The organism is Dactylosporangium sp. NPDC051484, assembly GCF_040689395.1.
Taxonomy (GTDB): Bacteria; Actinomycetota; Actinomycetes; order Mycobacteriales; family Micromonosporaceae; genus Dactylosporangium.
Genome location: NZ_JBFAZX010000002.1, coordinates 445,320 through 469,926, shown reverse-complemented (window position 1 = coordinate 469,926; position 24,607 = coordinate 445,320). Strand labels below are relative to the sequence as shown.

Annotated in this window: 14 protein-coding genes; 9 read left to right on the top strand and 5 right to left on the bottom strand. The window is 73.0% G+C overall.

Annotated features, from left to right (window positions below; all coding sequences use genetic code 11):
• Positions 1 to 261: 261 nt before the first annotated feature.
• The 4 genes from AB0367_RS06020 (at position 262) to fxsT (AB0367_RS06005) (ending at position 10,575) form a co-directional block, all read left to right on the top strand.
• Positions 262 to 3,834, top strand: coding sequence for a choice-of-anchor D domain-containing protein (locus tag AB0367_RS06020; protein WP_366225051.1), 3,573 nt, complete (start codon positions 262 to 264; stop codon positions 3,832 to 3,834).
• Between the two features lie 96 nt (positions 3,835 to 3,930).
• Positions 3,931 to 5,139, top strand: a complete 1,209-nt coding sequence (locus tag AB0367_RS06015; RefSeq protein WP_366225050.1) for an ROK family protein — start codon at positions 3,931 to 3,933, stop codon at positions 5,137 to 5,139.
• A gap of 262 nt (positions 5,140 to 5,401) precedes the next feature.
• On the top strand, positions 5,402 to 6,625 hold the full coding sequence (locus tag AB0367_RS06010) for a TIR-like protein FxsC (RefSeq protein ID WP_366225049.1): 1,224 nt from the start codon (positions 5,402 to 5,404) through the stop codon (positions 6,623 to 6,625).
• 8 nt (positions 6,626 to 6,633) lie between these two features.
• Positions 6,634 to 10,575 carry an FxSxx-COOH system tetratricopeptide repeat protein gene (fxsT, locus tag AB0367_RS06005; protein WP_366225048.1) on the top strand — a complete coding sequence of 1,314 codons (3,942 nt, stop codon included), beginning with the start codon at positions 6,634 to 6,636 and terminating at the stop codon, positions 10,573 to 10,575.
• A 229-nt stretch (positions 10,576 to 10,804) separates the two neighbouring features.
• On the opposite strand, the gene AB0367_RS06000 is transcribed toward fxsT (AB0367_RS06005), so the two are convergent.
• The 3 genes from AB0367_RS06000 to AB0367_RS05990 form a co-directional block, all read right to left on the bottom strand.
• A complete protein-coding gene (locus tag AB0367_RS06000) occupies positions 10,805 to 10,999 on the bottom strand; it encodes a hypothetical protein (RefSeq protein WP_366225047.1) in 195 nt (64 codons plus the stop codon).
• A gap of 219 nt (positions 11,000 to 11,218) precedes the next feature.
• Positions 11,219 to 12,991 carry an HEXXH motif-containing putative peptide modification protein gene (locus tag AB0367_RS05995; RefSeq protein WP_366225046.1) on the bottom strand — a complete coding sequence of 591 codons (1,773 nt, stop codon included), beginning with the start codon at positions 12,989 to 12,991 and terminating at the stop codon, positions 11,219 to 11,221.
• On the bottom strand, positions 12,988 to 14,130 hold the full coding sequence (locus tag AB0367_RS05990; protein ID WP_366225045.1) for an FxsB family cyclophane-forming radical SAM/SPASM peptide maturase: 1,143 nt from the start codon (positions 14,128 to 14,130) through the stop codon (positions 12,988 to 12,990). The genes AB0367_RS05995 and AB0367_RS05990 overlap by 4 nt, the downstream gene beginning before the upstream one ends.
• A gap of 197 nt (positions 14,131 to 14,327) precedes the next feature.
• On the opposite strand from AB0367_RS05990, the gene AB0367_RS05985 reads away from it, so the two are divergent.
• Positions 14,328 to 15,215 (top strand): alpha/beta hydrolase, encoded by an 888-nt coding sequence (locus tag AB0367_RS05985; protein ID WP_366225044.1) that lies wholly within the window; start codon positions 14,328 to 14,330, stop codon positions 15,213 to 15,215.
• Between the two features lie 22 nt (positions 15,216 to 15,237).
• Here the strand turns inward: AB0367_RS05985 and AB0367_RS05980 are convergent, their stop codons facing one another.
• The gene (locus AB0367_RS05980) at positions 15,238 to 15,807 is read right to left on the bottom strand and encodes an NADPH-dependent FMN reductase (protein ID WP_366225043.1); all 570 of its coding nucleotides are present in this window, start codon (positions 15,805 to 15,807) and stop codon (positions 15,238 to 15,240) included.
• 58 nt (positions 15,808 to 15,865) lie between these two features.
• A complete protein-coding gene (fxsT, locus tag AB0367_RS05975) occupies positions 15,866 to 19,441 on the bottom strand; it encodes an FxSxx-COOH system tetratricopeptide repeat protein (RefSeq protein ID WP_366225042.1) in 3,576 nt (1,191 codons plus the stop codon).
• A 169-nt stretch (positions 19,442 to 19,610) separates the two neighbouring features.
• Here fxsT (AB0367_RS05975) and AB0367_RS05970 point away from each other — a divergent pair, with 169 nt between their 5' ends.
• The 4 genes from AB0367_RS05970 to AB0367_RS05955 are packed head-to-tail and all read left to right on the top strand — an operon-like array spanning position 19,611 to position 24,578.
• Entirely contained in the window at positions 19,611 to 21,290 is a 1,680-nt protein-coding gene (locus AB0367_RS05970) for a RyR domain-containing protein (protein WP_366225041.1), read from the top strand.
• Positions 21,291 to 21,312: 22 nt separating this feature from the next.
• Positions 21,313 to 21,789, top strand: a complete 477-nt coding sequence (locus AB0367_RS05965) for a hypothetical protein (RefSeq protein WP_366225040.1) — start codon at positions 21,313 to 21,315, stop codon at positions 21,787 to 21,789.
• A 30-nt stretch (positions 21,790 to 21,819) separates the two neighbouring features.
• Entirely contained in the window at positions 21,820 to 23,232 is a 1,413-nt protein-coding gene (uxaC, locus tag AB0367_RS05960) for a glucuronate isomerase (protein ID WP_366225039.1), read from the top strand.
• Positions 23,229 to 24,578, top strand: a complete 1,350-nt coding sequence (locus AB0367_RS05955; protein WP_366225038.1) for a mannitol dehydrogenase family protein — start codon at positions 23,229 to 23,231, stop codon at positions 24,576 to 24,578. Before uxaC ends, AB0367_RS05955 begins: the two co-directional genes overlap by 4 nt.
• Positions 24,579 to 24,607: the final 29 nt, after the last annotated feature.

Genomic DNA, 24,607 nt, shown 5'->3' with positions numbered 1-24,607 from the left:
GAGCGCGAGTAAGAATCAAACAGGGATGCGTCTGGATATTGCGCGCGGGTGTCGGCGGGGCTACCGTCCCTCTTGCACCGACAATCCGCCGACCCGGTGCACCCAAGCGGCCGATCCAACGGCCCTGTCCCCGCCCCCGCCGCACCGACCCGCGACAAGACCCACCGACGCGCCTCGAAACCGCCGACCGCGGGCCGCCGGGCGATGGGTCGTGTGCCGGCTCGTCGAAAGTGAGCACCCATGCTCCGGCATACCCGAACAGTGCGACCTCGGGCGCGAACCGCCGCCCTCGTCGCCGGTACCGCGCTGGCCGCCGCCGGCGTGGCCGTCGCCGTGGCGACACCGGCCCTCGCGGCCGCGACCGGCGGCGTCGGCGCGACCCTGCCCTACGTCGAGGTGCAGGCCGAGAACTCCCCCACCAACGGAACGATCATCGGGCCCAGCGCCGCCTACAACACGCTGGCCGCCGAGGCGTCTTACCGCAAGGCGGTGACCCTGCAGGGCACCGGCAAGTATGTCGAGTTCACCACCCCCGTCGCGACGAACTCGATCGTGTTCCGCTACAGCATCCCGGACACCGGCAACGGCTCGGTGTACACGGCGCCGCTGTCGCTGTACATCGACGGCACCCGCAGCACGAACTTCACCCTGACCAACGCCTACAGCTGGTTCTACGGCGGCTACCCGTTCACCAACACGCCGGGCAGCAACGCCCACCACTTCTACGACGAGGTGAACCGGCTCTTCCCGACCACCTACCCGGCCGGCACCAAGTTCCGGCTGCAGGTCGACGCCGACTCGACCGCGTCGTCGTACACCATCGACTTCGCCGACTTCGAGAACGTCGGGCCGGCGCTGTCCCAGCCCAGCGGCTCGGTCTCGGTGACCAGCAAGGGCGCGGACCCGACCGGCGCGGCCGACGCGACGGCGGCGTTCAACTCGGCGATCGCCGCAGCGGGTCCTGGTGGCACCGTGTGGATTCCGGAAGGCACCTTCCGGATCCCTGGCAGCAACCCCGGCTGTGGCATGTCGTGCAGTCACATCATCCTGAACAACGTCACCATCAAGGGCGCCGGCATGTGGCGCTCGAAGATCGTCGGCAACGCGCCTGGCTTCTACGGCGGGTGGGCGCCCAACGGCGGCACCAACGTCCATCTCTCCGACTTCGCGATCTTCGGCAACGTCCAGGAGCGCAACGACGGCGACCAGGTCAACGGCATCGGCGGCGCGCTGAGCAACTCCACCGTGGACCGGCTGTGGATCGAGCACCTCAAGGTCGGCGCCTGGATGGACGGGCCGTTCGACAACCTGGTGTTCAACCAGATGCGGCTGCGCAACTACACCGCCGACGGCGTGAACTTCCACAACGGCGTGACCAACTCGAAGGTCACCAACTCCGACGTGCGCAACGCCGGCGACGACGGCCTGGCGATGTGGGCGGAGCAGAACGCCGACGCGAACAACTCGTTCGACCACAACACGGTGCAGTACCCGATCCTGGCCAACGGCATCGCGATCTACGGCGGCCACGACAACTTCGTGACCGACAACCGGGTCATCGACTCGGGCCTCAGCCAGGGCGGCGGCATCCACGTCGCGCAGCGCTTCGCCTCGACCCAGCTGGGCCGCACCGACGTGTTGCGCAACACGATCATCCGCTCCGGCAGCCTCGACCCCAACTGGAACTTCGGCGTCGGCGCGCTGTGGTTCGACGCCCGTGACGGCGGCATGACCGGCCTGACCAACGTCGACAACATCCTGATCCAGCAGAGCCCGTTCGAGGCCATCCAGTTCGTCTCCGGCTCGAACATCTCCAACGTGAAGATCAACAACGCGACGATCCAGAACACCGGCAGCTGGGCGATCCAGTTGCAGGTCGGCGGCGCGGCGACGATCAGCAACTCCACCGCCACCGGCGTGCAGGCCCCGGCCGCGATCTACAACTGCGGCGTCGGGTTCACCCTCACCGACGGCGGTAACAACAGCGGCCTGTCCGGAAGCGCGTGCCAGAACATCTCCAACCCCGCGTTCCCGCCGTATCTGCCGGACAACGGCTCGAACATCAACGTCAGCCCGAACGCCCTCGGCTTCGGCAGCGTCGTCACCGGCTCGACCAGCGCGGCCCAGGCCGTCACGGTCACCAACTCCGGCACCGCCGCGGCCCCCGTCGGCACGATCGCGGTCAGCGGCGACTTCGCGCAGACCAACACCTGCGGCAGCAGCATCGCCGCGGGCGCGTCCTGCACCGTCAACGTCACCTTCCGGCCGACCGTGGCGGGCTCCCGCACCGGCAGCCTGACGATCACCGCCTCCGGCATCACCAACACCGTGCCGCTGTCGGGCACCGGGGTGGCCCCCGGCCCGATCGTGAGCGCCAACCCGGGCAGCCTGAGCTTCGGCGGTACCGTCGTCGGCAGCTCCGCGGCGACGCAGACCGTGACGCTGTCGAACACCGGCACCACCGCGGCGGCCGTCTCCGGCATCGCGGCGTCGGGTGACTTCAGCCAGACGAACACCTGCGGCAGCAGCATCGCGGTCGGCGGGTCGTGCACGGTGACGGTGAAGTTCACGCCGGCGGCGTCCGGCGCGCGCACCGGCTCGCTGACGGTGACCAGCAACGCCAACAACAGCCCGGCCGTCGTCAGCCTGTCCGGCAGCGGCATCGGCACCGACACCAACATCGCGCTCAACCGGCCGGTCACCGCCAGCAGCCAGGTCAACGGCACGCAGGCGGCGGCCACCGCCACCGACGGCAACGCCGCCACCTACTGGGAGAGCAACAACAACGCGTTCCCGCAGTGGATCCAGGTCGACCTGGGCGCGGCGACCAGCATCGGCAAGGTCACGCTGAAGCTCCCGCCGGCCACGGCGTGGGCCACGCGCACGCAGACGCTGTCGATCCAGGGCAGCACCGACGGCAGCAACTTCAGCACGCTGTCGGCGTCGGCGGGCCGCACGTTCAACCCGGCGACCGGCAACACCGTGGAGATCACGGTGCCGGCGACGAGCGTGCGCTACGTGCGGGTCAACGTCACCGCCAACACCGGCTGGCCGGCGGCCCAGCTCGCCGAGTTCGAGGTGTACCCCGGTGGCGGCGGCACGGTCAACGCCCCGGTGCTCGCCACGAGCGCGTCCTCGCTCACCTTCGCCTCGCAGGCGCTGAACACCACCAGCGCGTCGCAGGCCGTGACGATCACCAACACGGGCACCGCGGCGGCCTCCGTCTCGGCGGTCACCACCTCGGGCGACTTCAGCCAGACCAACAACTGCGGCTCCGTCGCGGTCGGCGCGTCCTGCGTCGTCAACGTGAGCTTCCGGCCCACGGCGTCGGGCACCCGCAGCGGCACCCTGACCGTCACCAGCAACGCCAGCAACAGCCCGGCCACGGTCGAGCTGTCCGGCACCGGGGCGGGCACGACGTCGACCAACCTGGCCGCCGGCCGGCCCACCAGCGAGTCCAGCCACAACCAGGGGTACGCCTCCGGCAACGTGACCGACGCCGACCAGAACACCTACTGGGAGAGCGCCAACAACGCCTTCCCGCAGTGGGTCCAGGTCGACCTCGGCTCCGCGCAGAGCGCCTCCCGGATCGTGTTGCAGCTCCCCGCGAACTGGGGCGCGCGCACCCAGCGCATCCAGGTCCAGAGCAGCACCGACGGATCCACGTTCACCGAGATCAAGGCGGCGGCCGACTACTCGTTCGCGCCGGGCGCCAACAACACCGTCACCATCACGTTCGGCGCGACGAGCCAGCGGTACTTCCGGCTGAACATCTCGTCGAACACCGGCTGGCCGGCTGGGCAGCTGTCCAGCTTCCAGGTCTGGAACAGCTAGTGGGGTGACCTCTGCCCGCGCCCGGGTCTCCGGGCGCGGGCAGAGGTTCGGTAAGGCCTTGACATAACTCTTGACGGACATGCAGGATTACGCGCCGTGGCGGCGCGGCAGACGCATCCCCGCGACCTGTGGCGCCGCGATCTGGGCGGGACGGCCGGGCGGGTCGCGCAGACCCTGCGCCTGTATGGGCCACGCACCCGGGCCGAGCTCGTCACCCTCAGCGGCCTGTCGCGCCCGACCGTCTCGGCCGTGCTCACCGACCTCGGCGGCGCCGGGCTCGTCAGCGAGCGGGTCGGCGCGGCCGCCCGGCCCGTCGGCGGGCGCCCCGCCTCCGTGGTGCGGCTGACCCGCCGCGCCGGCATCGCCGTCGGCGCCGACATCGGCCGCCGGCACGTGCGCGTCGCCGTCGCCGACCTGGGCCACGCCGTCCTCGCCGAGCGCGCGGCCCGCACCGACTTCGACATCGACGACCGGCCGCTGGACGCGCTCGAGCTCGCCGTCTCGCTCGTCGACGCCGCGCTGGGCGACATCGGCGCCACCCGCGACGAGGTCATCTGCGTCGGGCTCGGCGTGCCCGCCCCGATCACCCGCGACTGGCGTATCGGCTCGCCGCCGATGCTGCCGGGCTGGGCCGACCTGCGCCCCGCCGACGAGCTCGGCGCCCGGCTGGGCCTGCCGGTGCGGGTCGACAATGACGCCAACCTCGCGGCCCTCGGCGAGGCCGTCTGGGGCGCCGGCCGCGGCTGCACCGACCTCGTCTACGTCAAGCTCGCCACCGGTATCGGCGCCGGGATCGTCCTGGACGGCCGGCTCTACCGCGGCGCCGCCGGCACCGCCGGCGAGCTCGGCCACGTCACGCTCGACGCCCGCGGCGCGGTGTGCCGGTGCGGCAACCGCGGCTGCGTCGAGCTCGCCGTCGGCGGTCGGGTGCTGCTCGCCCACGCCCGCCAGACCCACCCGGAGCTGCACGACCTCGGCGGCCTGATCGAGTACGCGCACGCCGGTGACCCCGGCTGCCGGCGGCTCATCATGGACGCGGGCACGCAGCTGGGATATGCGCTGGGCAACCTGGTCAACCTCATCAACCCGCAGCGGGTGCTGCTCGGCGACGAGCTCGGTGCCGCCACCGACCTGCTGCGCGAGCCGCTGCAGCGCGGCCTGGCCGAGACCGCGCTCGCGGCCGCCGCCGAGGCCGTCGAGGTCGTGCGGAGCGCGCTGTCGCTGCGCGCCGCCGCGCTCGGCGCCGTCGCCCTGGCCCTCGGCATCGACACGGTGCCGTTCGCCGCCGCCGGCCACCAACGTTGACCGGAGTCACCCTCGTCTATCTTGCAGTTGTGGTGCCGAGACACTCCGTGAATGCCGGGTTTGTCAGGCACCACAAGTGCAAGATCGATGCGTAGTAAGCCCCGGCCAGGGCCCGCCCGGCGACCTGGCCGGAACGGCTCGTCGGTTAGGACGATGACGGGTCACCCCCGCCGGTACACGGTTCGGCGGGGCTGTTGCCTTGGACGTTGATCTATATAATGAAGTTTCAGGGGGTCGAATCCGTCATGCCCGCGGAGGACGTGTGCTGTATTTTTTTCTCAGCTACGCCCGCGGGCCCGACGATCTGTTCGTCAGGCGCTTCTACAACGATCTGTGCAGCGAGGTCCGCGTCCACGCCGGGCTCGACCGGGACGCCGAAGTCGGTTTCCTGGATAATCACAACATCGAGCCGGGTCAGAACTGGCCGCAGGCACTCGTCAATGCGATCTCCGAGTGCTCCTGTTTCCTCGCGCTGTATTCCCCGGCGTACTTCCTCAGCCAGCCGTGCGGCAAGGAATGGACGATGTTCGAAATGCGCTCGCGCGCCGCGCCGCGCGATGACGGCATGCCGGTCAACGGACTGATCCCGGTGGTGTGGCTGCCGCCGCGGGAGCTGCCCGACGTGGCCAAGGTGGTCCACTACGACCTGGACGTGCAGGAGGAGGACTACCGGCGGCGCGGGCTGCGGCAGCTGCTGCGGCTGCAGCGCATGCACGACGCCTACATCGACTTTCTGTCCACCGTCGCCGAGCGCATCGTCGCCGCCGCGGGCACGCCACCGCCGCGCGGGTCCACCCAGCTGGACTTCGAGCGGCTGGAGAGCGCGTTCCACCCCGTCAAGACCGGCCCGGACGCCGGCGGCGAGCTGCCGCCGCGCTTCGGCACCGGCCAGACGATCCACTTCGTCATCGCCGCGCCGTCCAGCACCGACGCCGCGGGGATCGAGCGCGACGCCGGGTTCTACGGCGAGGACCCGCTGGACTGGGCGCCGTTCCGGCCGGTGCAGGCGCGGCCGCTGCGGGAGTACGCGCAGAAGGTCGCCTCCGAGCTCGGCTTCGAGTCGCTGTTCACCGGCCTGGAGCACCTCGGCGACCGGGTCAAGGTGGCGCAGCAGCACAACCACGTCGTGGTGCTGCTCGTCGACCCGTGGAGCGCCGACGTGCCGGCCCACCGGGACCTGCTGCTGGAGTACGACCATCATCGCGAGCACGTCTCGGCGATGCTCGTCGTGATGAGCGCCGGCGACGTGCAGACCCAGGAGCACAGCGGCCGGCTGGCCGGGCTCATGCACGACACGCTCGGCAACAGCGAGCGCCGCCTCGACGAGGTGATGCTGCGCCGCAGCGTGCTGACCGGCCCGTCGTTCGAGGCCGACCTCGCCGTCGTGCTCGCCGAGGCGCGCAACCGCCTCGTCGCCGACGGCCGAGTCTTCCGCCGCCCGCCCCCGGGCCACTACGCCCCGCGCCCCATCCTCGAAGGACCGTAGGAGGCACGATGACCGAGACAGACGAGGCCCGGGCGTCCGGCCAGATCGTGACCTTCTACTCGTACAAGGGTGGCTCCGGCCGCACCATGACGCTGGCCAACGTCGCGTGGATCCTGGCCAGCAACGGCCATCGCGTGCTCGCCGTCGACTGGGACCTGGAGTCGCCGGGCCTGCATCGCTACTTTCACCCGTTCCTGCTGGACAAGGAGCTGCGCAACTCCCCGGGCGTCATCGAGATGCTCACCGAGTTCGTCACCGCCGCGCTGCAGCCCGACCGCGACGACGACCTCGAGTGGGTCGACGAGCAGGCCCAGGTGCTCGACCACGCCGTGTCGCTGGAGTGGGCGTTCCCGGACGGGGGCGGCATCGACCTGCTGCCCTCCGGCCGGCAGAACCGCTCGTACGCCCCCGCGGTGAGCACGTTCGACTGGCCGAAGTTCTACGACCGGCTGCCGGGCGCCGCGTTCATCGACGCGCTGGCCCGCAACATGCGCGAGCACTACGACTACGTGCTCATCGACAGCCGCACCGGCCTGTCCGACGCCGCCGGGGTGTGCACGGTGCTGCTGCCCGACACGGTTGTCAACTGCTTCACGCTGAGCATCCAGAGCGTCGACGGCGCCGTCGCGGTCAGCGAGTCGATCCGCCAGCAGCGCCGCGGCCGGCCGATCCGGTTCCTGCCGGTGCTGATGCGGGTCGAGGACGCCGAGCAGGTCAAGCTCGACATCGGCCGCGACCACGCCCGGCAGCGGTTCCGGCCGTTCCTGGAGCACCGCAGCCCCGACGAGGCCAACCGGTACTGGGGCGACGTCGAGGTGCCCTACAAGCCGTACTTCGCCTACGAGGAGATCCTCGCGACCTTCGCCGAGCGGCCCCGGCTGGAGACCTCGCTGCTGGCCGCGTTCGAGCGGCTCGCCGGGGTGCTCACCGACGGCGCGGTGCGCGAGATGCCGGCCATCGACGAGGCCAAGCGCCGCCACTGGCTGTTCGAGTTCGAGCGGCCCCGCCCCAGCAGCGCCTCCGACGTGCTCATCAGCTACGCCGCCGTGGACCGCATGTGGGCGGAGTGGATTCAGCAGCGGCTCGTCGACGCCGGGATGCGCGTCGCGCTGCACGACATCGACTCCGTCACCGGCCAGCACTTCACCACCGAGCTGGAGCGGCGCCTGGCCAGTGTCGGCCGGACGCTGGTGCTGCTGTCCAAGGACTACGTCTCCTCGCCGCAGGCCCCCCAGCTGTGGCAGCTGCTGGACAGCCGCGCCGCGGCCGGGGCGCCCGCGGTCGTGCCGATCCGGCTGGACAGCACCCGCCTCGCGGCGCCGTTCACCGAGCGGCTGCCGGTCGACCTGGCCAACCTGCCCAAGGAGCGCGCCCACGAGTCGGTGCTCACCGCGGTCGGCGCCACCCTGCACACGGTCGGGCGCCCCGCCGAGGCCGAGGACACCGGCGGGCCGCGCTTCCCCGGCGCGCTGCCGCCGATCTGGAACCTCCCGCAGCGCAACCCGGCCTTCACCGGCCGCCGCGACACCCTGGAGAGGCTGCGCGACCGGCTGTCCGCGAGCGTCACCGTGGTCGTGCCGCAGGCGCTGTACGGCCTCGGCGGCGTCGGCAAGACGCAGGTGGCGATCGAGTACGCGTACCGCTTCGCCGCCGACTACGACCTGGTCTGGTGGATCTCCGCCGAGCAGGTCTCGCAGGTCCGCTCCGCGCTCGGCGAGCTGGCCAAGGACCTGAAGCTGCAGGAGGCCGACACCCTCGGCGAGAGCGTGCGGATGGTCCGCGACGCGCTGCGCCAGGGCCGGCCGTTCAAGCGCTGGCTGCTCATCTTCGACAACGTCGGCGATCCGGAGACGATCCGCGAGTTCGTCCCGCAGGGCAGCGGCCACGTGCTGCTCACCTCCCGCAACCAGGAGTGGACGCAGGACGCCCACGTCGTGGAGATCACCACGTTCACCCGGGCGGAGAGCATCACGTTCCTCACCCGGCGGGTGTCGGGCCTGGCCATCGCCGATGCTGAGGCGGTCGCGAACCGGCTCGGCGACCTGCCGCTGGCGATCGAGCAGGCCGCGGCCTGGCTGTCGGAGACCGGCATGCCGGTGAGCCGCTACCTTGAGCTGCTGGACACCCAGCCGCTGCGCATCCTCGCCGAGAACCCGCCGGTCGGCTACGAGCAGACCACCGCGGCGACCTGGCAGCTGTCGCTGGAGCAGCTGCGCAAGCAGTCTCCGGCCGCGGCCAAGCTGCTGGAGATCTGTGCGTTCTTCGCGCCCGAGGCGATCCCGACCCGGCTGCTGTACACGCCGCGCTTCACCCAGCCGCTGCTGCCGTACGACCCGGCGCTGCACGACCCGATCCGGCAGGGCCGGCTGATCCGCCAGATCGGCCGGTACGCCCTCGCCTCGGTCGACTCCGGCCAGACCATCATGCAGATCCACCGCCTCGTCCAGGCCGTGATCCAGGGCAGCCTCTCGGCGCAGGAGCGGGAGGAGAACCGCCGCCACGTCCACCAGGTGCTGGCCACCGCCGAGCGCGCAGATCCGGACGAGGTGCCCAGCTGGCCCGCGTACGCCCGGCTCCTGCCGCACGTGCGCGGCTCCCAGGCGAACTCCTCCTCCGATCCGTCGGTGCGGCTGTTCGTCGTCGACGTGGTGCGGTATCTGTGGTCGCGCGGCGACTTCAGCAGCAGCCAGGAGCTCGCCGAGGAGACCGTCGCGATCTGGCGTGCCGACCCGCGCATCGGCGAGGACCAGGTCACCCTCCTGCTCGACTTCCACCTGGGCAACGCGCTGCGCTCGCAGGCCGAGTTCGACCGGGCGCTGGAGATCGACAGCCGGGCGCTGGAGCTGCTCAAGGAGAAGGTCGAGGAGGAGGACGACCCCTACATCGTCATGACCGCCGGTGGCCTCGCCGCGGACCTGCGCGCGCTCGGGCGCTACGAGGAGGCCCGCGCACTGGCCGAGGAGACCTACGCCCGGGCACAGCGCACGTTCGGCGACGAGCACGACCGCACCCTGCTCGCCGCCAACAACGTGGCGGTGTCGCTGCGGCTGGTCGGCGACTTCAAGGGGGCGGCCGCCTACGACGAGGACACGCTCGCCCGCCGGCGGCGCATCTTCGGCGAGCGCAACCTCAACACCCTGCTCGCCGCGAACAACTACGCCCACGACCTGCGAGCCATCGGCCGGTTCGACGACTCGCGGGAGCTGCTCGAGTCGACGCTGCAGATGTACCGCAACCTGCTCGGCGACTCGGCCCCGGCGACCCTGCGCGCGGCCAAGAACATGGCCGTGACCCTGCGCAAGCTCGGCGACATCCGCGCGGCCCGGCAGCTGACGAACGACACCCTGCAGCGGTACCGGGACATCCACGGCGAGGAGCACCCCGACACGCTGTCGTGCCTCATGAACGCGGCGTTCGAGGAGTCGGCGCTGGGCAACGGCGACGCGGCCGAGCGCGTCGCCCGGCAGGTGCTGGCCGGCTACGAGAGCCTGTACGACGAGAAGCACCCGTTCCGGCTCGCCGCGCTGAACAACCTGGCGATCTTCGCGCGGCTCAACCAGCGTGCCGATGACGCCCGGGCGTTCTCGCGCCAGGCGTGCGACCGGTTCGATCAGGCGGTCGGCCCCGAGCATCCGTACACCCTGTCGAGCCGGATCAACCTCGCCAACGTGCTGTTCGACGACGGCGACGTGCACGGCGCCCGCGAGATCGAGGAGCCCGTCCGGCTGATATTCGAGAAGGTTCTCGGCGAGGACAACCCCGACACGCTCGCCGCGTCGGCCAACCTCGTGGTGAGCCGCCGCCGGACCGGCGCCGGCGCGAGCGCTGAGGAGCTGTACAAGGTCACGCTCGAACGCAGCCGGCGCACGCTCGGCGAGAACCACCCCAACACCGTGGCGATCAAGGAGGGCCGTCGCCTCAACTGCGACATCTCCCCGCCGCCGACGTAAGCCCGGTGCCGCACGACGAAGGGCCGGGGCCGTGGTCGCGTGGTGACCACCGCCCCGGCCCTTGCCGTTGGCCGTCGTGGCGACCCCGAAACGACCGACGCCCGGCGGATCTCCGCGGATTCGCGGTGCCCGCCGGGCGGCGTGTGTCGGTCCGGTGCGGCCGCTGCGGTGAGGGCTGGCGCCGGTTTCGGCCGGCGTCACCCTCCTCGGGTGCCGCTCGGCGCAAGCGTTAGAGGGAGGACCCGAAGGCCGAGTAGGTGAGCAGTTCGCGGTGGTCCCGGTCGAACAGCCGTTGCATCACGCTGTCGAGCGTCGTCGTGGTCTCCGCCTTCAGCACGACGGTCTGCAGCCGCTGGTGTGCGAGTCGGACTAATTCTTCGCGTTCACCGGCGCCCGCGGCGTCGCGCGCCCCTGCTTCGTACATGCTTCCACCTTGGATGAGAGTGCTTCGGGTATTGAAAGGTGATCCCCCCGTCAGGCGAACCCGGGGATGGTCTCTGCATTGCCGTTTCCAATGCTGCCCTGTCAACGTGTCGGCGGCGTTACCCGTTCTGGATGACGGCGTCGTCGATCGCGCTGGCACTCTGCCGGGTGGCGGCATGCCATTACCACGGCAGAAGTATGGCACACTCCGGCGAAGGATCTAGGCGCCTCTGGGCGCAGACACCAGGCCCGCGAGGAGTTCCCTGGCCGCGTGCCGGGAATCCGCGGATTGCAATTTGAGCACGGCGGCGCGGGCGACGTCGGGGCGGCGCTCCAGCAGTTCAGCGACGGGGTCCGGCCGGCGCTCACGGTGCCCGATCCACGCCCGCGCGATCGCCAGGCCGAGCCACGCGTCCACGTCGGCGCCGTCGCGATCCAGCCGTGCCAGGCAGGCCCGGCCGGCGCCGTCCGGGTCGTGGCGCAGCAGCATCGCGCCCGCGTCGTCAAGGCCGGGACCAGCCGGTTCGCCCGAACCGGCCAGCTCGGCCGGGTCGGTCCGCCCGTCCAGCCACGGGCGCAGCACGCCGAGGATCCCCGTGGCGTCGACCGGGCGGACGGGCGCGGCGTGCGGCACCGTGCCCGCCGGGCCGAGCCGGTCCGCGCGCTGCCCGGCGCGGATCGCGTCGAGCAGCAGGCCGGGCTCGGCGTCGTCCGGTTGCCAGTTCAGCAATCGCCAGCGCACCGTTTGGGCGAGTACGAATAGGCGGGCGTGAAAGGCGATGGGCTCGTAGACCTCCTCGGCCACCCACCCGTCCAGGGTCCCCGCGAGGACCGTCACGAATTGTTCACCGGCCGGCGTCAATTCGCCGCTGTTGATCAACGAGTGGGCGGCGAGGCGGTTCATCTCGCCCCAATAGACGAACTGCGCCTCGGCGCGGGCGGTGTCGCCCTCGGCGGCCCGCCGCCGGCAGCGCCAGTAGTCGGTCACTCCGGCGTGCGCGTAGACGCCCTGCAGCAGCGCCCCGGCCGGGCGGGGATCGAGCCGCCAGGGCGCGTACAGCGACGCGTGACCCCCGCCGAAGTGCAGGTCCATCAGGTCGAGCAGGCCGCCGAGCTTGGCGTGCATGTGCTCGTGGATCATCAGCAGGGCCACGTCGGCGGCGGTGTCCGGCACCGACATCGCGATCGAGCCGTAGGCGTGCCGGGACGCCGAGCTCACCATCATGCCGCCGTGACTCACCGGGACGACCGAGCGCAGCGCGGCCCGCATCGCCGCCGCGTGCGCCGGGTGGTCCCGCTCGATGAGCAGCCAGGCGTCCTGCAGCAGCTTCGCGAGGTGGTCGGACTCCGCCTCGCCGAGGTAGGGCAGCGGCCGGTAGCCGTAGCAGTCGCGGTACGGGTCCTGGTCCTCGATCGCCAGCGCGTGCCCGCCCGCCAGGGCCACAACGCGCCGCGGCCGCCAGCCGGGGCCGTCGACGCGGACCACGGCGCCGTGCGCCCCCTCGAAGCGGGCGCCCCCCGCGTCGCCGACCGCGCGCGCCGGGCCGTCGCCGAGCCCTGCCGCCTCGCCCAGCCCGGGCACCGCGACCACGCCGGAACGGGTGGGCACCTCGATATCGAAGGCGACGCCACAGGCCAGCGCCGCGGCCGTCGCGATCGCGGCGAGGTGGCCCACCGTCGCCGCGAGGTCGGCGGGGGCGCGGCCGTCGGCCAGGTCGGCCAGGCCGTTGAGGCATGCCATCGCCCAGGAGTCCACGTGCGGATGGGCCAGCACCGCGTCCACCGCGGCCGGGTCGGCCTCCTCGGCCCGCGCCAGCACCTCCATCGCCGCGGCGACCACCGCGGCGTGCTCCGTGCCGCGCGCGTCGCGGCCGACCATCGCCACGAGCGTCTTGCGCTTGGCGAGCTGCCCCTCGCCCAGGACCGCGATCGCACCGGCGTCGCCGTAGCCGGACGCGACGGCGACGAACTGCACCGGACTCAGCCCGCTCATGCCACCACCGCGCCGATCGTCAGGTCGGTGCGGACCCGGCCGGTAATGTGGGTGATCAGGGCGCGCAGGTCGTCGCTGTACACCGACGGGTTGTCGAACCCGGCGGCCGGGCCGGCCTCGGCGTGCGCGGCCGGTTCGGCGTACCGATGCGCCCGCAGGCCGCCGCCGCAGATCGCCGCCACCGGGCACGGCTCGCACGCGGACGGCAGCCTCGCGGGCGCGACCCGCGTCAGGTGCTCCAGCACGTCGCCGAAGCCGTGGGTGGCCACGTGCAGGCCGGTCGCTGGGCCACCCGCGAAGGTGGTCTTCAGCGCGTCGGACTGTTCATATGAGCCGTCGGTCTCGATCGTGACGATGCCGAGCGCCTCACCGCCGATCGCCTCGGTCTCGCTCGGCAGCCCGAACATGCGCGCGATGATCGACTCGAACAGCCGGATCCGGGTCGGCGCGGGACGCTCGTCATACCACGCGTCGAACACGGCCACGAGCCACTCCGCGTAACGCAGCGGCCGGTCGCGCTGCGGCGGGGGATTGGTCCAGTTGCCGTGCGGCAGCAGCAGGTCGAGCTTCGGCGGCCGGAACCGCAGCAGCGCCTGGTACACCTCGACCGGGTCGTTGCGCACGTCGATCGTGCACAGCAGGCCGTTGTAGACGGCCGCGTGCTCGGGCCGCATGAGCTTCGCGATGCCGGCCGCGATCCGGTCGTAGGAGCCGCGGCCGTTGGCGTAGCGGCGGTGCCGGTCGGTCGCCTCCTGGCCGCCGTCGACGCTCACCCCCACCCGCACCCCGTAGCGGTGGAACAGCTCGAGGAACTCCTCGTCGATCAGGATGCCGTTGGTCTGCATCAGGAACTGCACGCCGGGTAGCGCGTCGCGCAGCGTGGCGAGCGTCGCGGCGACGGCCTCGTGCCCGGCCAGCAGCGGCTCGCCGCCGTGCAGCACCACTTCGAGGCCGTCGATGCCCTGCTGGGCGGCGTGTTCGCGGATGCGCCGGGCGATGTGCCCGACGGTCTCGGGACTCATCACCGTCGGCTGCCGGCGCCAGCTCTGGTCGATGCTCTCGTAGACGTAACAGTAGTCGCAGCTCAGATTGCAGCGACTCTCGATCTTCAAGATCAGTTGGCGCATCGGCGTGCCCACGGGGAGTCATCTTTCGCAGACTTCGGGGGCTTGTCCAGAGATTGCCCGGACATCCCCCTCGTTGGGTAGTTGGCGACACCCGGCGAATCCGCGGGTGACCCTCGCCAATATTAGATATGCGGTTGGATTGAGCGCCGTCGGGCTCGTATATTTACCGCTTTGCCATTGTTCGTTGTCGCGCGCACGGGAGGGCGCCGGTGCACGAGCTCGTCTTGGCCGGCGGGCGGAGGCTGCAGTACGAGGTCTCGGGCAAGCCCGACGGGCGGCCGGTCGTGCTCCACCACGGCATGCCGGGCAGCGCCAGCGGTCCCAAGCCCCGCAACAGCGTCCTGTATCGCGCCGGCATCCGGCTGATCTGCTATTCCCGGCCCGGCTACGGCGACTCGACCCGCCACGAGCGGCGCACCGTGGCCGACGCCGCCGAGGACGTGCTCGCGCTGGCGGGCGCGCTGGGCCTGGACCGCTTCGCCGTGCTCGGCCGCTCCGGCGGGGGACCGCACGCGCTCGCCTGCGCGGCGCTGCTGCCGGAGCGGGTCACCCGGGCCGCAGCCCTGGTCAGCTTCGCACCCCGCGACGCGATCGGTCTCGACTGGTATCGCGACATGGCCGCGTCCAACCAGCGCTCCTACGTCGCCGCCGAGGACGGGGGCGAGCTGATGGAGGCGCAGCTGCGGCACGAGTCGGACCGGGTGAACGCCGACCCGCGGCACCTGCTCACCCGGCTGCTGCCGGAGATGCCGGGCGCCGACCGGCGCATCGTCGCCGATCCGGGCATCGAGAGCCAGCTGCTGCAGACCTACGCCGTGGCCGTGCGCGCCGGCGCCGGCGGCTGGATCGACGACCTGCTGGCGCTGAGCTCCGACTGGGGCTTCGACCTGGGTGACATCCGGGTCCCGGTGCGGCTGTGGCACGGCGCCGAGGACCAGTTCGCGCCAGCCAGCCACACCCGCTGGCTCGCCGAGCACATCGCCGGGGCCAAGGCCGAGATCGAGCACGGCAAGGCGCACTTCGACGCGCTGACCGTCATGCTCGACCTGATGTGCTGGCTCGCCGCCACCGGCTCGGCCCCGCGCGCCGCCGCGTAGCCGGCGTGCGCCCGGGACGGCGCTACGCAGCGGGGCGCTCGGTGACCACCCGGGCGAGGAACGCCTGGAAATGGTCCAGGAAGCGCCGCAGGAACTGGGCCGTGCCGGCGTCGGTGACCTCGCCGGCGTCGGTGATCAGGCCGGGTTCGAACCGGATGTACGCCTCCGGGGCCGTCATCTGCGGAGAGTCGCAGTAGTTGAGCACGCCGTGCAGGTGCTGTTGCGCGATCGCGGTCCCGATCTTGCCGGGCGACGCACCGATGATCGCGGTGGGCTTGTGCGTGAACGAGTTGTGCCCCCACGGGCGGCTCGCCCAGTCGATGGCGTTCTTCAGCGCGCCGGGGATGGACCGGTTGTACTCCGGGGTCACGAACAGCACCGCGTCAACGGAGGCGATGGCGTCCTTGAGCGCCCGGCCTTCCGCCGGGTAGCCGGCGTCGTAGTCGTAACTGTACAGCGGGAGGTCCCTGATCGGGATCTCCACGAACTCCAGCTCCGGTGGGGCCATCCGAACCAACGCCTTGGACAGCGCGCGGTTGATCGAAGCGGTCGCGAGGCTACCGACGATGTAGCCGACCTTGTACCTGGTCATGCCGGCTCACCTGCCCGTTCGCGCGGAGGTCACGCGCGATGTGCGAAACGCGCTTCGGTCAGTACGGGTCGATCGTCTGCGGCGCGGCGCCCGGCGGGCCGTCGCCCAGCGCCGCCGCGTTCGCGGCCGCGGCCTGGGCGTGCGGGTGACCCGCGGGCAGCACCGTGGCCAGGGCGGCGGCGGCCGTCGCGGCCGACTCGCGGGCCAGGGCCAGGTTGGCCCGGTCGCCCGTCGCCGCGGCCGCCACCGCCAGGTTGACCTCTGCGATCAACGCCAGCGGGTGCCCCCGGCCGAGCCCCGACCGGTACAGCTGCAGCACCTGCTCCAGCTCCGCGCGCGCCCGCTCGGCCCGGTCGGTCGCCAGCAGGCTCAGCCCCCAGCTGTGCCGGCACGCGAGGGCGTCCGGGCCGGCCTGCCCGGCGAAGCCGGCCATCCGCAGCCAGGCGTCGCCCAGCAGCGCTGCCGCCTCCTGCGGCCGGCCCGCCGCGTGCAGCGACACCGCCAGGTTGGCCCGGGCGGCCACGGTCGCCGGCGCGCCCGGGCCGAGGGTCTCCTCGCAGGCCTCCGCGACCGCGCGCAGCAGGGTGACCGACGCCGTGTACTCGCGGGCGTCGCGCAGGTCGCGGCCCAGGCCGGCGGCCGTGCGCAGCACCGCCGGGTGCCGGTCCGGGCCCGGGAACGGCCGGCGCCGGGCGACCCGCTCGTCGCAGCGGCGGGCCGCCCGGTATCGCCCGGCCGCCCGGTATGCCGTGGCGAGGCCGGTGAGCGCGTCGAGCGTGCGGGCGTGGTCCCGCCCGACGGCCCGTGACCACGAGCGATACGCCCGCAGCGCGAGCTGCATCGCCTCCGTGTAGCGGCCGAGCCCCCGCAGGTCGGCGACGAGCCGGTCGAGGGTCACCAGCGTGTTGGGGTGCTCCGGGCCGAGCAGCCCGGCCTGCGCCCGGGCCACCTCCTCGTCGGTGCGCAGCGCCTCGGCGAAGCGGCCCTGCTCGCGCAGCACGGTGGCGCGCAGGCCGCGCAGGTGCAGCAGCTGCCAGTCGGCGCCGCCCGGGTCGCCCAGCCGGTCCTGGGACCACTCGGCCTCGGTGCGCCCGGCCAGCTCCGCCGCCTGCGCCAGGGCGCCCTCGTGCAGCAACCGGCGGATCCGGTCGAGGACGAGCTCGCGCACCGCCTCCTCGCGGCAAGCGGCCGCCCGGGACACCGCCAGGTGCGGCCAGATCAGGTCCAGCTGCGGCCAGTCCTGGCGCTCGTCGACGTCGCGGCCCTTGGCCAGGCCGGCCAGCACCACGTGGGCCTGATGGCGCACCTGCGGCTGCTGCGGGGCCGGGGTGCGCTCGCGCACGACGCGCTGCAGCAGCGGGTGCATGTGGATCCGCTCGACGCCCAGGTCGGGCTCCAGCAGCCCCAGCCGGCTGATCTGCTGCACCAGTGAGGCCAGGGTGAGCCGGTCGGCGACGAGCTTCTCGTAGGGCTTGAGCACCTCGGCCATGGCGTCGCTGTACACGACGTGCGTCGCGGTGTCGCTGTGCAGCACCGAGAACAGCTGCAGCAGCCGGTAGGCGACCGGGGACTCGCCCTCCAGCCGGGTCAGGGAGTGCTCCCACACCGCCTCCACGGCGGGCATGCCCAGCCCGCCGTCCTCGATCCGGCGCAGGTACTGCGCGGCGGACTCGCCGGAGACGCGCAGCTGCTCGGCCGCGGCGCTCAGCGCCAGCGGCAGGTCGCCCAGCGCCCGCGCGATCCCGGCGGCCCCCGCGGGGTCCAGGCCCGGCATGTGCCGGCCGAGATACAGCACGCTGTCGTTCGGGTCGAACGCCCCGACCTCCATGCGGGCGAACCGGCCGTCCCACGAGCGGTTCCGCGAGGTGATCACCACGTGCCCGGCGCCCTGCGGCAGCAGCGTGCGGACCTGTCGGTAGCTCTCCGCGCCGTCGAAGACGACCAGCCAGCGGCGGTGCGGCGCGCCCAGGCGCAGCGCCGAGAGCGCCGCGGCGCTCGCCCCTGCCTCGCCGGCCGGTGCGACCCCGAGCGCCCGCGCCAGGTCGGCGACGCCGGCCTCGGCCCGGTCGCAGTCCACCCACCACACCAGGTCGTAGGCGCCGGCGTAGCGGTGCAGGTATTCGACCGCGAGTGCGGTCTTGCCGACGCCGCCGATGCCGTGCAGGACCACGGGGGTGACGTGGTGCGGGCCCGCCTGCCCGGCCCGCAGCAGCCGGCGGCGCAGCGCCCGCAGCTGCGCCTCGCGGCCGGTGAACCCGGCCGTGCGGTCCGGGACCCGGCGCACCACCGGCGGCGCACCCGGGTAGCGCAGCCCGGCCGGCGGCCGCGTCCCGGCGGTGCCGCCGGCCAGGTGCAGCAGCCGGTCGACGGCGTCGCCCTCGGCCAGGCCGCGCAGCCGCACCGCGGGCGGCTCCGGGAACGCCGCCACGGCGGGCACGTCGTCGACGTACACCCCGAGCGGCGGCCGGGCCGAGGCCGCGTCGACCGGCTGGCGGGCCGCCTCCGCCGCGGCCCGGCCGGCCGAGATGATCCGCAGCTCGCGCCCCGCCTCCGGGGATGGGGCCGGCGTGGCCCGCTCGCCGGCGTCCTGCACGTGCAGCCCGGCGGCGGCGAGCGTCGCGATCACCCAGTCCGCCCAGGCCTGGTCGGCCGGCTCGTAGTGCACCACCAGCCGGCCTTCCGGCCCGCCCGGACGGCGCTGGAAGACCTCCGCGGTGCGGTGCCGCACGCCGTCGTCGACCGGCGGCAGCCCCCGCACGCCGGGGCCGCCGAGGTGCCAGGCGAGGCGCTCGTAGGCGGCCAGCACCGAGCCGCGCCGGCCCGGCTGCTCGGTCAGCACGGCCATGGTCTCCTCGTACGCGTAGGCGTGGTGGTACGGCACCTCGACGGCCCGCCAGTACGCGTCGCGCTCCCGCTCGCTCATCCCGGTCGGCAGGTCCGGCATCCGCTTGCGGGCCGTGCGCAGGCCGGCCTCGGCCCGCTCCCGCTGCGCCGGGTCGACCCGCATCGGCACCGGCAGGATCCGCTCTGGGCGGTCCGTGCCGCGCATGGTGCGGCGTGCCTGTGCCGCGCCGTCGATGCTCTTGCCGCTGAGCGTGAAGCAGTTGAGCACGACGTCGGGCAGGTGCGAGACGCACACCAGCGCCAGGTCGCCGAGCCCGGAGGGGCTGTCCACGAGGGTGAGGTCGTAGTTGGTCGTCATGTGCCGGCGCAGCGCGTCGAAGAACAGGCCGCCGCCCTTGGCGTAGAAGGCGTCCCAGTCCATGGCCCCGAGCGAGGGTGTGAACGCCGGATCGTGCCGGCCCGCGGGCAGGTAGTCGATGCCGCCGCCGGGCGGGAAGTGCTCCCACGACAGTCGCAGCGGCCGGGGCGGCTCGTAGGTGCCGGCCCGCTCGAAGCGGCGGATTAGGTCGCTCACCCCGCCGGTCTCCTCCGGCCACGGTTGCCCGGGCCGCTCGAGGAAGTGGTCGAAGTACTTGTGCAGCCCCGGCGACTCCAGGTCCCAGTCCACGGCGAGCACCCGCCGCCCGTTGGCCGCGAGGATCCACGCGACGTTGGCCAGCGCCATCGTGCATCCGGAGCCACCGGCGAACGAGTAGAACGTCACGATCCGGCCCTCGCGAAGCTTCGGCATTCATCGATCCTGCCCGAGGAACGACCCGTCGCCAACGAACATCGATCGACTCGCCGAATTGACGCCTGTCAGTAGCGCCGCGATTACCGCACACTGGAGGTACATCGATGGGGGTCGAGTCGGGGGTGGGCAGATGGCGGTGCCGGAGTGGGGTGGATCCCGGACGAGCGTGTCGATCGTCCGGGGGGTTTTCGCCGTCATCGGCCTGGCCGCCTTCGGGCTCGGCTGGGCCGGGATGTACGAGTACAAGGAGGGCAAGCACCCCCTCGACGTGCTCTACTTCGTCCTGCAGCTCTACGTGCTGGGCTCCGACGCGCTGCAGGACGGCGGCCCGTTCCCGTGGCAGCTGGAGGTCGCCCGCCTGCTCGCCCCGCTGTTCACGCTGCTCACCGTCGTGGAGACCGGCCGCCTGCTGCTGGCCAACGAGGTGCGCCGGTTCCGCTCCCGCACCGCCAGCCGGCACGCGGTGGTGTGCGGCGACACCCCGTTCGCCAAGGCGCTGGCCCGACAGCTGTTCAACACCGGCCACCGCGTCGTGCAGGTGCGCGCGCGGGCGTTCGGCCCGCTGGAGCTGCGCCACCGCCGGATGCTCGGCGTCAGCGGCGACGCGCGCTCGGCGAACGTGCTGCGCGCCGCCGGCCTGCGCCGCGCCCGGTACCTCTACGTGTGCGGCGACGACGACCAGGTCAACCACGCCATCGCGGTCGCGGCCGGCACCGAGTTGCAGCTGCGCCGCACGTCGCCGTGGATCTACGTGCAGGTCAACCGTCAGCAGACCTGCCACCTGCTGCAGGCACGCCGGCTCGGCGCCGCCGGCACGAACCGGTTCCGGCTGGACTACTTCCACGTCGACGACGTCGCCGCCCGCCGGCTCTACCAGCGCCACCCGCTGCGCCGCGCCGGCGAGCGGCCGCTGCGGCTGCTCATCGCCGGCGAGGGTTCCTTCCCCCGGGTGCTGCTCGTGGAGACGGCCCGCTTCTGGCGCGCCGCCGGCGGCGCACCGGACGGGCTGCACGTCGACATGATCGGCCCGGACGCCGGGCGGACCGTGGCCACGCTCGCCGCCCGCTTCCCGTTCCTGGAGCAGTCCTGCCGCATCCGCGCCTACAACGAGCTGCTCGACACGTGGCTGCCGCGGGTGGCGCGGCCGGCCCGGTACGACCGCATCTACCTGTGTCACCACGACGAGCAGCGGATGCTGGACCTGGCGCTGGAGAGCCCGCACCTGTGGCACGCGGTCACCGAGGCGGTGTTCGTCGCCACCTACCACAGCGCCGCGCTCGCCGACGCGTTCCACGGCGGCGAGCACAACGACCTGCTCGACGAGGTCGGCGGGCGGCTGCAGGTCTACCCGATCCTCACCCGCGCGTGTGACGCGCGGCTGATCACCGACGACCTGACGGAGCGGCTCGCGCGGGAGTTCCATCAGCGCTACCTCACCGCGACCGGCCGCGGCGGCACCGCCGGCGGCGTGGAGTGGGCCCGGCTGTCGGAGTCGATGCGCAACGCCAACCGCGCCCAGGTGCAGGGGATCGCCGCCAAGATGCGGGTCCTCGGCTGCGTCATCGCCGTGCGCAACGGTGAGGACGCGATCATCACGCAGGAGGAGAACGAGCGGCTGGCCCGGCTCGAGCACGAGCGGTGGTGCGAGGAGCGGGCCGGCCAGGGCTGGCGGTACGGCCCCCGCGACGACCGCCGCCGGCGCCACCCCGACCTGATCGGCTGGGACGAGCTCGGCGAGCCGAGCCGGGAAAAGGCGCGCGACGCGGTCCGCTCGATGTCCGACATGCTGGCCGACGAGGGCTTTACCATCGTTCGGCTGAACGAGCCGGTCGGGATCGCGGCGTAGTGTGGCCGGGAGGGGAGAACCCATGCGGATCGGGATCACCGGCCACACCAATCTCACCGACGGGGCCGCGGCGGTGATCTACGGCGCGCTGGTGCGCCACCTGCGCGCCTTCGACGGTGCCGAGATCGTCGGCGTCACCTGCCTCGCCGACGGCGCCGACCAGCTCTTCGCCCGTGCGGTGCGCGAGGTCGGCGGCTCCTACGAGGTCGTGCTGCCTGCCCCCGACTACCGCCGCATGGTCCCGGCCGAGCGCCGCCGCGACTTCGACGCGCTGCTGGCCGGCGCCCGCGTCGTGCTGCCCACCGGCGAGCGCCGCTCGGGCGCGCCGGCCTACGTCGCCGCCAACCGCATCATGCTGGAGCGCGTCGACCACCTGGTCGCGGTGTGGGACGGCCACGAGCGCGACGACCCGGGCGGCACCTCGGACGTGGTGGCCCTGGCGAGGATCCGTGGCGTCCCGATGACGGTGATCTGGCCGGCCGGCGCCGAACGCACGTGACCGCCGCAGAGCTCGAGGTTGGGATCGCACATGCATGAAGACCAGCTGCTGCCCGCCGAGCCGGGGATCCGCGCCATCGCACGCGAGCTCTACCGGCACGCCAAGGACCTCCCGCTGATCAGCCCGCACGGCCACGTCGACCCCGCGCTGCTGGCCGACGACCGGCCCTTTCCGGACCCGGCCCGGCTCATCGTGGTGCCGGACCACTACATCACCCGGATGCTGGCGAGCCAGGGCATCGCCCCCGCCGCCCTGGGCGTGCCGTCGCTGGACGGCACGCCGGTGCAGACCGACGGGCGCGCGATCTGGCGGCTGCTCGCCGCCAACTGGCACCTGTTGCGCGGCACGCCCTCGCGACTGTGGACCGAGCGGGTGCTCACCGAGGTGTTCGAGGTGCCGGTGGAGCTGGGCCCGCGCACCGCCGACGAGGTCTACGACGCGATCGCCGCCCGCCTGGCCGGCCCCGGCTTCCGGCCCCGTGCGCTGTTCGAGCGGTTCAACATCGAGGTGCTGGCCACCACCGAGTCGCCGCTGGCCGACCTCGGCGCGCACGCCAAGCTCGCCGCCGATGGCTGGGGCGGCCCGGGCGGCCGGGTGATCACCACGTTTCGCCCCGACGACCTCGTCGACCTCGACTGGCCCGGCTGGGCCGAGCGCGTCGCGCAGCTCGGCGCCGGGACGTATGCGCAGTTCCTGGACCGCCTGCGGGAGCGCCGCCGCGCGTTCATCGCGGCCGGTGCCACCTCCAGCGACCACGGCCATCCCAGCGCCGCCACGCTCGCCCTGGACGCCGCCGAGGCCGCCGCGCTGTTCGACCGCGCCCTGCGCGGGCGGGCCGAGCCGGGCGACGCCGAGCGCTTCCGCGCGCACATGCTCGTCGAGTTCGCCCGCATGTCCGTCGAGGACGGGCTCGTCATGCAGCTGCACCCGGGCGCGGTACGCAACCACAACGCCGCCCTCCACGCCCGGCACGGCCGCGACGTCGGCGGTGACATCCCCGGGCCGACCGAGTACGTGCGCGCGCTCAAGCCGTTGCTGGACGAGTTCGGCACCGACCCGCGGTTCCGCATCGTGCTGTACACGCTGGACGAGACGACGTTCACCCGCGAGCTCGCTCCGCTCGCCGGCGGCTACCCGGCGGTCTTCCTCGGCGCGCCCTGGTGGTTCCTGGACAGCCCCGAGGGCCTGCGCCGCTTCCGCGAGGCGGTCACCGAGACCGCCGGCTTCTACAACACCGCCGGGTTCGTCGACGACACCCGCGCGTTCTGCTCGATCCCGGTCCGTCACGACGTGGCCCGGCGCGTCGACGCGGGTTTCCTCGCCCGGCTCGTCGCCGAGCACCGCCTGCCGCTGGACGAGGCCGCGGAAACCATCGCCGACCTCGCCTACCACCTGCCCAAGCGCGTCTACCAGCGTACCGTCCACAATGGAGTAACGACATGACCCGCGTGGCGCGCCTGAGCCGGTCCACGGTGGACCGCCTGGACCCCGCCGCCCGCCCGGCGATCCGCCCCGGCGAGGCCGCAACCGGCATCCTGCACCTCGGGCTCGGCGCCTTCCACCGCGCGCATCAGGCGGTCTACACCGAGGACGCGATCGCCCGGGGCGGCGGTGACTGGGCGATCGCCGCGGTCGCGCCCCGCTCCCGGGCCGTGATCGAGCCGCTGCTGGAGCAGGACCTGCTCTACAGCGTGCTGACGCTGGACGGCGAGCGGGTGCGCCCCCGGGTGCTCGGCGTGCACGCCCGGGCGATGCACGCGGCGAGCGACCCGGCCGCCGTCGAGGCATGCCTCGCCGACCCGGGCATCCGCGTCGTGACGCTGAGCGTGACGGAGAAGGCGTACCGCGCCGGCTCCGAGGTGCTCGGCCTGCTGGTGCGCGGGCTGCGTGCCCGGGCCGCGGACGGCGCGCCGGTGGCGCTCGTCAGCTGCGACAACCTGCCCGGCAACGGCCACCGGCTGCGCGCCCTGGTCACCGCGGAACTGGGGGAGTCCGTCGCGGACTTCGTGAGCTTCCCGTCCACCATGGTGGACCGGATCGTGCCCGCCAGCACCGAGGCCACGCTCGCCGTCGCCGAGGCGTCGCTCGGCCTGATCGACCGGGCCGCGGTCGCCGCGGAGCCGTTCAGCCAGTGGGTGATCGAGGACGACTTCCCCGGCGGCCGGCCCGCGTGGGACCTCGCCGGGGCGATCCTCACCGGCGACGTCGCGCCCTGGGAGCGGCTCAAGCTGCGGGTGCTCAACGGCGTGCACTCCGCCCTGGCCTACCTCGGCGCGCTCGCCGGCGCCCCGACCATCGACCGGGCGCTCGCGCTGCCCGGGATGCGCGCGGCCATGGAAGGCCTCATCCGGGCGGACATCGCGCCGACGCTGTGCCCGCCCGAGGGGCTCTCGACGCAGCGGTACGGCGACAGCGTGCTCGAGCGCTTCGCGAACCCGGCCCTGCGCCACCGTACGCTGCAGGTCGCCACCGACGGCACGCAGAAACTCCCGCAGCGGCTGCTGGGCACGATCGCGGACCGGCGGGCGGCCGGCGCCGTGCCGCGGCACGCGACGCTCGTGCTCGCCGCCTGGATGCGCTTCGTGCGCGGCTACGCCGACGACGGCAGCCCGCTGCCGCTGGACGACCCGCTCGCCGACCGGCTGCGGGCCGCCCCGTCGCTGCTGGAGCTCGACGCCGTGTTCCCGCCCGGCTTCGCCGACGACGCCGAGCTGCGCGACCAGCTCGCCTCGTGGGGCCGTTCGCTGCAACGCCACGGCGTGCTCGGCACGCTGGCGGCGCTGCGGTAACGACCACCGCAGCGCCCGCCGGTGGCCGC

Excerpts from the sequence above, each read along its gene's own strand:
- AB0367_RS06000 (WP_366225047.1), bottom strand. The coding sequence starts at position 10,999 with ATGTACGAAGCAGGGGCGCGCGACGCCGCGGGCGCCGGTGAACGCGAA.
- AB0367_RS05965 (WP_366225040.1), top strand. The coding sequence starts at position 21,313 with ATGCGGATCGGGATCACCGGCCACACCAATCTCACCGACGGGGCCGCG.
- fxsT (WP_366225048.1), top strand. The coding sequence starts at position 6,634 with ATGACCGAGACAGACGAGGCCCGGGCGTCCGGCCAGATCGTGACCTTC.
- AB0367_RS05955 (WP_366225038.1), top strand. The coding sequence starts at position 23,229 with ATGACCCGCGTGGCGCGCCTGAGCCGGTCCACGGTGGACCGCCTGGAC.
- fxsT (WP_366225042.1), bottom strand. The coding sequence starts at position 19,441 with ATGCCGAAGCTTCGCGAGGGCCGGATCGTGACGTTCTACTCGTTCGCC.
- uxaC (WP_366225039.1), top strand. The coding sequence starts at position 21,820 with ATGCATGAAGACCAGCTGCTGCCCGCCGAGCCGGGGATCCGCGCCATC.
- AB0367_RS05980 (WP_366225043.1), bottom strand. The coding sequence starts at position 15,807 with ATGACCAGGTACAAGGTCGGCTACATCGTCGGTAGCCTCGCGACCGCT.
- AB0367_RS05995 (WP_366225046.1), bottom strand. The coding sequence starts at position 12,991 with ATGAGCGGGCTGAGTCCGGTGCAGTTCGTCGCCGTCGCGTCCGGCTAC.